The organism is Polaromonas sp. CF318, assembly GCF_000282655.1.
GTDB lineage: Bacteria > Pseudomonadota > Gammaproteobacteria > Burkholderiales > Burkholderiaceae_C > Polaromonas.
This window is the reverse complement of the sequence record NZ_AKIV01000105.1, coordinates 1-12,088: the sequence shown is the minus strand read 5'-3', so window position 1 is coordinate 12,088 and position 12,088 is coordinate 1. Positions and strand designations below refer to the sequence as shown.

Annotated in this window: 13 protein-coding genes; 9 read left to right on the top strand and 4 right to left on the bottom strand. The window is 63.2% G+C overall.

What is annotated here, in order from left to right; translation table 11 throughout:
* Positions 1–80: 80 nt before the first annotated feature.
* The 7 genes from PMI15_RS19055 to PMI15_RS19025 all read left to right on the top strand — a co-directional run bounded on the left by PMI15_RS19055 (position 81) and on the right by PMI15_RS19025 (position 8,104).
* Entirely contained in the window at positions 81–863 is a 783-nt protein-coding gene (locus PMI15_RS19055; RefSeq protein WP_007872991.1) for an ABC transporter ATP-binding protein, read from the top strand.
* 78 nt (positions 864–941) lie between these two features.
* Complete coding sequence (locus PMI15_RS19050; protein WP_007872990.1) at positions 942–1,871, top strand: branched-chain amino acid ABC transporter permease; 930 nt, start codon at positions 942–944, stop codon at positions 1,869–1,871.
* Between the two features lie 24 nt (positions 1,872–1,895).
* Positions 1,896–2,972 (top strand): branched-chain amino acid ABC transporter permease, encoded by a 1,077-nt coding sequence (locus PMI15_RS19045; protein WP_007872989.1) that lies wholly within the window; start codon positions 1,896–1,898, stop codon positions 2,970–2,972.
* A gap of 103 nt (positions 2,973–3,075) precedes the next feature.
* Positions 3,076–4,410: an ABC transporter substrate-binding protein gene (locus tag PMI15_RS19040; protein WP_007872988.1), complete on the top strand. Its 1,335-nt coding sequence runs from the start codon at positions 3,076–3,078 to the stop codon at positions 4,408–4,410.
* A 141-nt stretch (positions 4,411–4,551) separates the two neighbouring features.
* Positions 4,552–5,361, top strand: a complete 810-nt coding sequence (locus PMI15_RS19035; RefSeq protein ID WP_007872987.1) for an ABC transporter ATP-binding protein — start codon at positions 4,552–4,554, stop codon at positions 5,359–5,361.
* Between the two features lie 164 nt (positions 5,362–5,525).
* Positions 5,526–6,779 carry a phenylacetate--CoA ligase family protein gene (locus PMI15_RS19030; protein WP_007872986.1) on the top strand — a complete coding sequence of 418 codons (1,254 nt, stop codon included), beginning with the start codon at positions 5,526–5,528 and terminating at the stop codon, positions 6,777–6,779.
* 329 nt (positions 6,780–7,108) lie between these two features.
* Positions 7,109–8,104 (top strand): tripartite tricarboxylate transporter substrate-binding protein, encoded by a 996-nt coding sequence (locus PMI15_RS19025; RefSeq protein ID WP_007872985.1) that lies wholly within the window; start codon positions 7,109–7,111, stop codon positions 8,102–8,104.
* Between the two features lie 106 nt (positions 8,105–8,210).
* Here the strand turns inward: PMI15_RS19025 and PMI15_RS24895 are convergent, their stop codons facing one another.
* On the bottom strand, positions 8,211–8,348 hold the full coding sequence (locus tag PMI15_RS24895) for a hypothetical protein (protein ID WP_157214676.1): 138 nt from the start codon (positions 8,346–8,348) through the stop codon (positions 8,211–8,213).
* Positions 8,349–8,685: 337 nt separating this feature from the next.
* On the opposite strand from PMI15_RS24895, the gene PMI15_RS19020 reads away from it, so the two are divergent.
* Together PMI15_RS19020 and PMI15_RS25455 are read left to right on the top strand one after the other, a co-directional pair.
* Positions 8,686–9,639 (top strand): tripartite tricarboxylate transporter substrate binding protein, encoded by a 954-nt coding sequence (locus tag PMI15_RS19020; RefSeq protein ID WP_157214677.1) that lies wholly within the window; start codon positions 8,686–8,688, stop codon positions 9,637–9,639.
* 300 nt (positions 9,640–9,939) lie between these two features.
* Positions 9,940–10,074 carry a hypothetical protein gene (locus tag PMI15_RS25455; protein WP_007872982.1) on the top strand — a complete coding sequence of 45 codons (135 nt, stop codon included), beginning with the start codon at positions 9,940–9,942 and terminating at the stop codon, positions 10,072–10,074.
* Positions 10,075–10,378: 304 nt separating this feature from the next.
* On the opposite strand, the gene PMI15_RS19015 is transcribed toward PMI15_RS25455, so the two are convergent.
* The 3 genes from PMI15_RS19015 to PMI15_RS19005 form a co-directional block, all read right to left on the bottom strand.
* Complete coding sequence (locus PMI15_RS19015) at positions 10,379–10,774, bottom strand: RidA family protein (RefSeq protein ID WP_007872971.1); 396 nt, start codon at positions 10,772–10,774, stop codon at positions 10,379–10,381.
* A complete protein-coding gene (locus PMI15_RS19010; protein ID WP_007872969.1) occupies positions 10,749–11,198 on the bottom strand; it encodes a thioesterase family protein in 450 nt (149 codons plus the stop codon). Before PMI15_RS19010 ends, PMI15_RS19015 begins: the two co-directional genes overlap by 26 nt.
* Positions 11,195–12,088: AMP-binding protein (locus PMI15_RS19005; RefSeq protein WP_007872967.1), on the bottom strand; the 894-nt coding region annotated here is incomplete at its 5' end. The genes PMI15_RS19010 and PMI15_RS19005, both read right to left, overlap by 4 nt.

The following is a 12,088-nucleotide window of genomic DNA, read 5'->3' as shown; positions in this document are numbered from 1 at the left end:
GCTTTGCCGGGCCGCAGGCGGGCGGCCCCCTCGGGGGGCAGCGCAGTACACGCAGTGACAAGCGTGGGGGTCCACATCCCATGAGCAAAAAAATCGGCGACGTCATCCTGGACGTCAAAAACATCTCCCTCAGCTTCGGCGGCGTGAAGGCGCTGTCGGATATTTCCTTCAATGTGAAGGAGCACGAGATACGCGCCATCATCGGCCCCAACGGCGCGGGCAAAAGCTCCATGCTCAACTGCATCAACGGCGTCTATGCGCCGCAGCAGGGCTCCATCACCTTTCGCGGCCAGACCTTCAAGCACATGAACAGCCACCAGGTGGCCGTCATGGGCGTGGCGCGCACCTTCCAGAACCTGGCGCTGTTCAAAGGCATGAGCGTGCTCGACAACATCATGTCGGGCCGCAACCTCAAGATCAAAAGCAACCTGCTGCTGCAGGCGCTGCGCATAGGCCCGGCCGAAAAAGAAGAAATCATGCACCGCGAGGCGGTCGAAAAAATCATCGACTTCCTGGAAATCCAGGCCTACCGCAAGACGCCCGTCGGGCAACTGCCCTACGGCCTGCAAAAACGCGTGGACCTGGGCCGCGCCCTGGCCATGGAGCCGCAAGTGCTGCTGCTCGACGAACCCATGGCCGGCATGAACGTCGAGGAAAAACAGGACATGTGCCGCTTTGTGCTCGACGTCAACGACGAGTTCGGCACCACCGTGGTCCTGATCGAGCACGACATGGGCGTGGTCATGGACATTTCCGACCGCGTGGTCGTGCTCGACTACGGCAAAAAAATCGGCGACGGCAGCCCCGACGAAGTACGCAACAACGAAGACGTGATCCGGGCCTACCTCGGAACCAGCCACTGACATGGACGAGAACACCAAGATGAAATCACAGCGTTCCCCGCAACCCACGATGTCCTCCTCCAGCGAAGGGGGTCAGTGATGGGTTCATTTCTGGAAACCATTATTGGCGGCCTGATGTCGGGCATGCTGTATTCGCTGGTCGCGCTGGGTTTTGTGCTGATCTACAAGGCCTCGGGCGTCTTCAACTTCGCGCAGGGCGCGATGGTGCTGTTCGCGGCGCTGGCCATGGCGCGTTTTTCCGAGTGGATCCCGCAGTGGACCGGCCTGGACAGCAAGTTCATCAACAACGCCCTGGCCTTTGCGGCCGCGCTGGCCATCATGGTGGTGGTCGCCTGGCTGATCGAAAAGCTGGTGCTCGGCAAACTCGTTAACCAGGAAGGCGTCGCGCTGCTGATGGCGACCCTGGGCATTTCCTATTTCCTGGACGGCTTCGGCCAGACCATCTTCGGCTCCAGCATCTACAAGATCGACGTGGGCATGCCCAAGGACCCCATCTTCCTGCTCGAAAGCGTGTTCCAGGGCGGCCTGCTGGTGAACCAGGAAGACCTGGTCGCCGCGCTGATCGCCACCGCCCTGGTGGCGGCGCTGGCCGCCTTCTTCCAGTACACCGGCACCGGCCGCGCGCTGCGCGCCGTGGCCGACGACCACCAGGCCGCCCAATCCATAGGCATACCGCTGAACCGCATCTGGGTCATTGTCTGGAGCGTCGCGGGTTTTGTGGCCCTGGTGTCCGGCGTGATCTGGGGCAGCAAGCTGGGCGTGCAGTTCTCGCTGTCGGTGCTGGCGCTCAAGGCGCTGCCGCTGGTGATCCTGGGCGGCCTGACCTCGGTGCCCGGCGCCATCGTGGGCGGCCTGATCCTGGGCGTGGGCGAAAAACTCGCCGAAGTGTTTATCGGGCCTTATGTGGGCGGCGGTATCGAGATCTGGTTTGCCTATGTGCTGGCGCTGTGCGTATTGCTGGTCCGCCCCCAGGGTCTATTTGGCGAGAAGATCATTGACCGCGTCTGAGCCGCTTATTACTTAAAGAAAACCATGTTTTACAGAGAAAACGGCCAGTTCAAAACCAGCTACCGGTCCGACCAGCAGATCTTTCCCATCCTGCAGGACCGCATCGCCATAGGCCTGCTGCTGGCCTTTGCCTTTGTCGCCGTGCCCTTGCTGGCCAGCGACTATTTGTTCCGCGCCATCCTGATTCCTTTCCTGATCTTTTCGCTGGCCGCCGTGGGCGTCAACATCCTGGTCGGCTACTGCGGGCAGATCTCGCTGGGTTCGGGCGCCTTCATGGCGGTGGGTGCGTACGGCGCCTACAACTTCTTTGTGCGCATCCCCGGCATGCCGCTGATCCCGGCGCTGATACTGGGCGGTTTGTGCGCCATGCTGTTCGGCATCCTGTTCGGGCTGCCCAGCCTGCGCGTCAAGGGCCTGTACCTGGCGGTGACCACGCTGGCCGCGCAGTTCTTCAGCGACTGGATGTTTCTGCGCATCAAGTGGTTCACCATGGACACGCCCTCGGGCTCCGTCTCGGTGTCCAACCTGCAGGTCTTCGGCCTGCCCATTGAAAGCGCCGTCAGCAAATACCTGTTCTGCCTGGCCATCGTGGTGGTGATCACCCTCTTGGCCAAAAACCTGGTGCGCAGCGCCATAGGCCGCGAGTGGATGGCGATTCGCGACATGGACGTGGCCGCCGCGGTGATCGGCATCCGCCCCATGTACGCCAAGCTCAGCGCCTTCGCGGTCAGCTCCTTCATCATCGGCATCGCCGGCGGGCTGTGGGCTTTTATCTACCTGGGAGCCTGGGAGCCGGCGGCCTTTTCGGTGGACTATTCCTTCCGCCTGCTGTTCATGGTGATCATCGGCGGCATGGGCGCCATCATGGGCAGCTTCTTCGGCGCCGCCTTCATCGTGGTGCTGCCGATTGTGCTGAGCCAGCTGCTGCCGGTGCTGGCCGGCTGGCTGGGCATCTCGATCTCCACGGCCGGCATCTCGCATGCGGAGCTGATGATTTTCGGCGGGCTGATTGTGTGGTTTTTGATTGTGGAGCCGCATGGCTTGGCCAAGCTGTGGGCTGTGGGCAAACAAAAACTCCGGCTATGGCCATTTCCGCATTGATCTGCTCGAAATCACCAATGCGCTACGGCTTGTTAAATCGTTTACTGAGCTTGCTGAGGTACCCCTTTTTTCGCGGTGTTATTACTATTTCCAGGAGACAACAATGAAGATTCGTAAATTGATGTTGGCGGTGGCCGTGCTCGCCACCGGTGCCTCGTCCTTGGTGGCGACCGGCGCCTACGCCCAGGCGAAGGAGCAGTTCTTCCCGGTGCTGTCCTACCGCACCGGGCCTTACGCGCCCAACGGCGTGCCCTGGGCCAACGGCTATGTGGACTACCTCAAGCTGGTCAACGCGCGCGGCGGCATCAACGGCGTGAAGATTTCGTTCGAGGAATGCGAAACCGGCTACGACACCGCGCGCAGCGTGGAATGCTATGAGCGCCTGAAGGGCAAGAACGGCGGCGCCACCCTGGTGCAGCCGCTGTCCACCGGCGCCACCTTCGCCATCACCGAAAAAGCCCCGGTCGACAAAATCCCCGTGGTGACCGTGGGCTACGGCCGCAGCGAAAGCGCGGACGGTTCCATCTTCAAGTGGAACTTCCCGATCGCCGGCACCTACTGGGTCGCCGCCGACGCCATCCTCCAGGCCATCGCCAAGAAGGAAGGCGGCTTCGACAAGCTCAAGGGCAAGCGCGTCGCGCTGGTCTATCACGACTCGCCCTTCGGCAAGGAGCCCATCCCGCTGATGCAGGAGCGCGCCGCCATGCACGGCTTCACGCTGCAGCTGCTGCCCGTGACCGCGCCCGGCGTCGAGCAGAAGGCCACCTGGCTGCAGATCCGCCAGTCGCGCCCCGACTACGTGGCGCTGTGGGGCTGGGGCATCATGAACACCACGGCCATCAAGGAAGCGCAAGCCACCGGCTACCCGCGCGAGAAGATGTACGGCGTGTGGTGGGCCGGCGCCGAGCCTGACGTGAAAGACGTGGCCGAGGGCGCCAAGGGCTACAACGCCGTGACCATGCAGCATGGCGCCGAGCCCAACTCCAAGCTGGTCAAGGACGTCCTGGCCATGGTCCACGGCAAGGGCCAGGGCACGGGCCCCAAGGAAGAAGTCGGCCAGGTGCTCTACATGCGCGGCGCCATGAGCGCCATGCTGGGCGTGGAAGGCCTGCGCGCCGCGCAGGACCGCTTCGGCAAGGGAAAAATCATGACGGGTGAACAGGTCCGCTGGGGCCTGGAGAACCTGAACCTGACCCAGGCCAAGCTCGACGCGCTGGGCTTTGCCGGCGTGATGCGGCCCATCAGCACCTCCTGCACCGACCACATGGGCTCGGCCTGGGCGCGCATCCACACCTGGGACGGCAAGGAGTGGAAATTCACGTCCGACTGGCTGCAGGCCGACGAACAGGTGATCAAGCCCCTGGTCAAGGCCACCGCCGCCAAGTACGCCACCGAGAAAAAACTGACGGCGCGCACACCGGCCGACTGCCAGTCTTGAGCGGCGTAGCCGCTCGGACTGGCTATGCCAGGTACTGACGGCACCCACCCCAACCCCTCCCGCCAGGCGGGAGGAGCGCGGCTCTCACGAGCCGCCAATTGGAAGGCCTGTACGCAGGCTTTCCAATTGGTCAGGAAAAATATGGACACACCTAACATCGTTCTCAACGTCAACGGCATCGAGGTTATCTACAACCACGTGATCCTGGTGCTCAAGGGCGTCTCGCTGCAGGTCCCGCAGGGCCGCATCGTGGCCATCCTGGGCGGCAACGGCGCGGGCAAGACGACCACGCTGCGCGCGATCTCCAACCTGCTCAAGGGCGAGCGCGGCGAGGTCACCAAGGGCTCCATCGAGCTGCGCGGCGAGCGCATCGAAAACCTCTCGCCGGCCGACCTGGTCAAGCGCGGCGTGGTGCAGGTCATGGAAGGGCGGCACTGCTTTGCCCACCTGACCATCGAGGAAAACCTGCTGACCGGCGCCTACACGCGCGCCGGCAAGGCCGAGGTCGCGGCCAACCTCGAGAAGGTCTACAACTACTTTCCGCGCCTCAAAACCCGGCGCACCTCGCAGGCGGCCTACACCTCGGGCGGCGAGCAGCAGATGTGCGCCATAGGCCGCGCGCTGATGGCCAACCCCTCGATGGTGCTGCTGGACGAGCCCTCCATGGGCCTGGCGCCGCAAATCGTCGAGGAGGTCTTCAACATCGTGAAGGACCTGAACCAGAAGGAACAGGTCACCTTCCTGCTGGCCGAGCAGAACACCAACATGGCGCTCAAGTACGCCGACTACGGCTACATCATGGAAAGCGGCCGCGTGGTGATGGACGGCGCGGCCGCCGACCTTGCCAACAACGAGGACGTGAAGGAGTTCTACCTCGGCGTGGGCGGCGGCGAACGCAAGAGCTTCAAGGACGTGAAAAGTTATAAACGCCGCAAACGCTGGCTGGCTTAGGCCCCCACGCTTTTCACTTCGCCTTCGGCTGCGTGTAATGCGCTGCCCCCCAGGGGGGCGCTGCGCCTGCGGCCCGGCTAAGCCGGTTCCGCGGCCCTGGCTGGCTTGAAGTCTTCGCAGCGCATTGAGGTATCTAGGTATTCACAGAATTTGGAAGATATCGAATGACAACACATTACGACGCACTGGAAGTGCGAAGCCCTTCGGAACGCGAAGCCGCCCAGTTCGCCACGCTGCCGCAGCAGGTCGCGCATGCGCAATCCCACGCGCCGGCCTTCACCGGCATCCTCAAGGGCGTGGACGCCGCGGCCGTCACTTCGCGCGCCGCGCTGGCGCGCCTGCCGGTCACGCGCAAGTACGAGCTGCTGGCGCTTCAGCAGTCTTCGCGCGAAGCTGGCGGCGATCCTTTCGGCGGCTTCAGCGCACTGCGTTATGGCGCGGCCATGCCGCGCGTCTTCGCCAGCCCCGGCACAATTTACGAGCCCGACAGCACGCGCAAGGACTACTGGCGCATGGCGCGGGCCCTGCACGCCGCGGGTTTTCGTGCCGGGCAGCTGGTGCACAACTGCTTCAGCTACCACTTCGTGCCGGCCGGCACCATGATGGAAAGCGGCGCCCATGCGCTGGGTTGCACCGTCTTCCCGGGCGGCACCGGGCAGACCGAGCAGCAGGTGCAGGCCATGGCCGAACTCAAACCCGCCGGCTATGTCGGCACGCCCAGCTTCCTCAAGATCATTGTCGACAAGGCCGCCGAAATGAAAATCGGGCTTCCCAGCGTGACGCGCGCCATGGTCTCGGGCGAGGCCTGCCCGCCCAGCCTGCGCGACTGGTTCGCCGGGCACGGCATTGCCGCCTACCAGTGTTATGCCTCAGCCGACCTGGGCCTGATCGCCTATGAAACCGAGGCCCGTGAAGGCCTGGTGCTGGACGAAGGCGTGATCGTGGAAATCGTGCGCCCCGGCACCGGCGACCCGGTCGCCGAGGGCGAGGTCGGCGAACTCGTGGTCACCACGCTGAACCCCGACTACCCGCTGATCCGTTTCGGCACCGGCGACCTGTCGGCCGTGCTGCCCGGCAGCTGCCCCACAGGCCGCAGCAACACGCGCATCAAGGGCTGGATGGGCCGGGCCGACCAGACCGTCAAGGTGCGCGGCATGTTTGTGCACCCGGGCCAGGTCGCCGACATCGCGAGGCGTTTTCCTGAAGTCCTCAAGGCCAGGCTGGTGGTCAGTGGCGAGATGGCCAACGACAGCATGCACTTCCAGGCCGAGGCAGCCTCCATCCCCGAGGGACTGGACCAGCGCATCGGCGAGGCCATACGCGATGTCACCAAGCTGCGCGGCACCGTGCAACTGGTAGCGCCCGGCAGTCTCCCCAACGACGGCAAGGTCATTGAGGATGCACGCAGTTACAAGTAGGGCCCCCACGGTCGCTCACTTCGTGTAGCCTGCGGCTTCTCCCTGCCCCTTTCATCACAAAAGGGGCCGCCCGCCTGCGGTCTGGCAAAGCCAGTCCCGCGGCTCATGCTGGGTTGAAGGATCCTGTGCGTGGGATAGGTGGGTATTCACCAGTGGGGGCCGAGGGTCCGGCTTCGCCGGCCCCAGGCGCCGCCCCCTTGAGGGGGAGCAGGCTACACGCAGTGAGCCTGTACAGGGGTGGTGTATGGATACCCCTTACGTAGTTCCCGCGATGTTGGCGGGGTAAGGGGACCGTAAACTTGGCGCGTTCACACATCAAGGAGACGCTCATGAAACGCCTGTTAGTCCTCGCCGCCGCAGCGACGGCCATGTTTGCCGCGCACGCCCAAGCCCCCGCCTTCCCCGGCTCCAAGCCCATCAGCCTGGTGGTGCCCTTCGCGGCCGGCGGCCCGACCGACCGCGTGGCCCGCGACCTGGCCGAAGCCATGCGCAAAGCCATGGGCGGCAGCGCCAACTTCGTCGTTGAAAACGTCAACGGCGCCGGCGGCACCATAGGCGCGGCCAAGGTGGCGCGCGCCGCGCCCGACGGCCATACCCTGCTGGTGCATCACATCGGCATGGCGGCGGCGCCCGCCCTGTACCGCAAGCTGCCTTACAAGGTGCTCGACGATTTTGAGTTCCTGGGCATGATCAATGAAGTGCCCATGACCATCATCGGCAAGCCGCAGCTGCCCGCCAACAACTACCGCGATTTCGAGAACTACATCCGCGCCAACGCCGGCAAACTCAACATCGCCCACGCCGGCCTGGGTTCGGCCTCGCACCTGTGCGGCCTGATGTGGCAAGCCGCCATCAACGCCAAGGATGCGATGACCACCATCCCCTTCGGCGGCACCGCGCCGGCCATGAATGCGCTGGTCGGCGGTCAGGTCGACATGATGTGCGACCAGACCACCAACACCACCGGCCAGATTGAAGCCGGCCGCGTCAAGGCCTTTGCCGTGACCACCGCCAAGCCGCTGAGCAACAACAAGCTGCTCAAGGACTACCCCACGCTGCAGGAAATGGGCCTCAAGGGCTTTGACCTGACCATCTGGCACGGCATGTACGCCCCCAAGGGCACGCCGCCCGCCGTGCTGACCCAGCTCAACAATGCCCTGAAGATCGCCCTGAAAGACCCCGACTTCATCAAGAAGCAGGAAGGCCTGGGCGCGATCGTGGTGACCGACAAGCGTGTCGATCCCGCCGCCCACAAGGCTTTTGTGTCCGCCGAGATCAACAAGATCAAACCCGTGGTCGAAGCCGCCGGCAAGTTTGCCGACTGATCATCCGCTGCGTTGACGATCAAGCCGCCCGGTTCACGCCGGGCGGCTTTTTTCATGTCCGCAGATGATGCAAACTTGAACCGAAACATCTCTTCTCTTCTTTTCTTTAATCTGCGGAAATCTGCGTCATCTGCGGATATAAAAAAAATTTGATCCGCAGATGACGCAGATTTCCGCAGATGAAGACAAATCCGACTATCCGCAGCACCAGGCAGCCCGATTCACGCCGGGCGGCTTTTTTCATGTCCGCAGATGGTGCAAACTTGAACCGAAACATCTTTTCTCTTCTTTTCTTCAATCTGTGGAAATCTGCGTCATCTGTGGATATAAAAATTTGATCCGCAGATGACGCAGATTTCCGCAGATGAAGGCAATCGGCCACCCAAGCTTGCGGTCAAGAATAAAAAGGCCTCGGGTTTAACCCCCTTGAAGTACGTGTCTGCGGACGCTATCTTCATGCGATACCCGGCTGCAGCCGGCCACCCCTGGAGCCTCTCTTGAACAAACAACAACCATCATCGCGGTCCCTGCTTCGCGGCACCACCTTCATCGCCACCGCGCTCGCCGCCCTCAGCACCTTTATGGCCACGCCCTCGGCCTGGGCGCAAAGCGCGAACTGGCCCGCCAAGCCCGTGAAGATCGTCGTGCCCTTCGCGCCCGGCGGCACCACCGACATCCTGGCCCGCGCCATGGCGCCTGAACTCTCCAAGGCCTTCGGCCAGCCCTTTGTCGTCGAGAACCGCGCCGGTGCCGGCGGCAACATAGGCGCCGACATCGTCGCCAAATCCACACCCGACGGCTATACCCTGCTCATGGGCACCGTCGGCACCCACGGCATCAACAAATCGCTGTACACCAAGATGGCCTACGACCCGCAAAAGGACTTCGCGCCCATCACCCTGGTCGCGGGCGTGCCCAACGTCATGGTCGTCAACACCGAAAAAGCCAAGGCCGCCGGCATCAACAACGTGGCCGACTTCATACGCACGGCCAAGGCCAGCCCCGGCAAGCTCAACATGGCCTCCAGCGGCAATGGCACCTCCATTCACCTGGCCGGCGAGCTCTTCAAAACCATGAGCGGCACCTACATGACCCACTTCCCCTACAGCGGCTCCGGCCCCGCGCTCCTTGCGCTCGTGGGCGGCGACATGGACGTCATGTTCGACAACCTGCCCTCTTCCATGGCCCTCATCAAAGCCGGCAAGCTCAAAGCCCTGGCCGTCACCAGCTCCGAACGCTCAGCCGCCCTGCCGGATGTGCCCACCATAGAACAAGCCGGCGGCCCCGCCATGAAAGGCTTTGACGCCAGCTCGTGGTTTGGCCTGCTGGCCCCCGCCGGCACGCCGCCCGACATCGTCAACCGCATCCAGCAGGAAGCCGCCAAGGCACTCGGTACGCCGGCGATGAAAGAAAAGCTTTTGGCCCAGGGCGCGATCCCGAGCGGGAATACGCCTGCCCAGTTCACCGCGTTCATCAATGCGGAACACAAGAAATGGGCGCAGGTGGTGAAGGCTTCCGGGGCGAAGGTGGATTGACGACCTGGACCTGTGCACGCGCCTACCTTCACGCGTAGATTCCGGGATTCAGTCAGTTTTTCTTGAGGAGCTAACGGTGGCGTTCACTTTCCAGACTCCTGCGGAAAAGGGCTCTACAACGGTTACGTGGGAGCCAGGCGCAGGCACGGTCTTCGTTGGCGAGGATGACCATATAGCTAGCTCTTCTTAATGGAGGATATGAACCCTCCAAAGGCCCGGAAGACTTAAGTTCCCAGCTTGTGACCAGCTCGGATTACAGGTAATTTGTGGCTGTGCTGACACCCTTCCGGAATTTTGCCCATGAGTGATTCGAGTTTTACCGCCGATGACGAGCCCACACAAAGTGACGGGGCGGGCTTCGCCGATATGTTTATCGCTTTGGCATTAACGGCGGCGGCAGCGATCATCGTCATGGTGGCCGTTCAGCTTTGGTGAAGCGGTTTTTTTCCACAAGCTGTTGAATGGCGACTGGTCCGCTACGTCGAACATCAGGCGCTCCAAGTGGCCCGGCCTTTGCTCTTCACTGCAGAACAAGCGTTCCAGGCTTTCGGGCGTTTCTGCGTTTTTGTACCTGGCATAACACCCACACCCGGTCTTCCAGCGGTACGCGCAGAGGCTTCAATTCGTTGAGTCGAGCCGAACGGCGAGTTGATCGAAACGCGAGTTCATGGCGCGAGTGGCCCTGAAGCACACTCAACAGAATCATGCGACGGCTTGACGATCAAGCCAGTTCTTGTCTTCAGTCCGGCACCACCGCCGTCACTTCAATCTCCACCTGGGCGCGGTCCTCGACCAGGCCCGCCACCTCGACGCAGGTCATGGCCGGGAAGTTCCTGCCCATGACCTCGCGGTAGGCGCCGCCCAGTTCCTTGAGCCTGGCCACGTACTCCACGCGGTCCACCACATACCAGGTCATGCGCACCATGTGCTCGGGCCCGGCGCCGCCGGCCTTGAGCACCGCCAGGATGTTTTGCAGCGCCTGTTTGGTCTGCGCGACGAAGTCGTCGCTCTCGAACTCCTGCTTCGCGTTCCAGCCGATCTGGCCGCCCACAAAGAGCAGCGCGCCGCGCGCCAGCATGCCGTTGGCATAGCCCTTGGGTTCGGCCCAGTCAGGGGGTTGCAGTTTTTTGATCATGGGGCGGGTCTCCAGGGGATGTTTTTAAATAGGGCAGCAAAGCCTCGCGCAATGCATCGGGAATGCGCATGGGCTTGCCGTTGGGAACTTCGGAATACACGATCACGCCGTGGGCCTTGAGCCTGGTGTCGCCGGCCTCGCCGTGGATCTCGTACTGCATGCCGATGCTGGAGCCGCCGATGCGCGTGAGCTCCAGCGTGATGGTGAGCGCGTCGCCGTTGCGGCACATGCCGAGGAATTCGGTCTTCAGGTCCACGATGGGCACACCGGTGCCGCCGGCGATCAGCCGGTGCTCGGGAAAGCCGATGTGCGCCAGGAAGTCTTCCTGCACCTCATGCAGCAGGTAAAAAAACTGCGGGTAAAAAACAATGCCGGCCGGGTCGCAGTGGTGAAAGCGCACGCGCTTGGGAACGCTGAATTTCATGGCAGGCGCAGCTTGAAGCGTTGCAGCTTGCCGGTCTCGGTGCGCGGCAGCTTGTCGACGAACTCGATTTGCCGCGGGTATTTAAAGGGCGCCAGCGTCGCCTTGACGTGGTCCTGCAAGGCCTTGGCCGTGGCGTCGCCGCCGGCTTCGCCGGGCTTGAGCACGATAAAGGCCTTCACGACCATGCCGCGCTCCTCGTCGGGCAGGCCCACCACGCCGCACTCGGCCACGGCCGGGTGCTTGAGCAGCGCGTCTTCCACCTCGGGGCCGGCCACGTTGTAGCCGGCGGTGATGATCATGTCGTCGGCGCGCGCCTGGTAAAAAAAGTAGCCATCGGCGTCCTGCATGAAGGCGTCGCCCGGGTAGTTCCAGCCATTCTTCACATAGTTGCCCTGGCGCGCGTCCTCGAGGTAGCGGCAGCCCGTGGGCCCGACCACCGCCAGCTTGCCTATGGTGCCGCGCGGCACTTCGGTGCCGGTGTCGTCCACCACCTTGGCGGTATAGCCGGGCACCACCTTGCCGATGGCGCCGCGGCGCACGTCGTCGCCGGCCGCCGAGATGAAGATGTGGAACATCTCGGTCGCGCCTATGCCGTCAATCATCTCGATGCCGGTGGCGTCCTTCCACAGCTGGCGCGTGGCGTCCGGCAGGCTTTCGCCGGCGCTCACGCACAGGCGCAGGCCGGGCACGCCGTGCTGTTTGGCAAAGGCGGCCATCTGCCGGTAGAACGTGGGCGCGGTGTAGCAGATGGTGGCGCCGACCTGCCTGATCAGCTTGACCATGGCCTCCGGCGTGTAGCCTATGGAGGGGTAATACACCGAGGCGCCGGCCCACATCGGGAAAATCAGCATGCCGCCCAGGCCGAAGGTAAAGGCCAGTGGCGGCGAGCC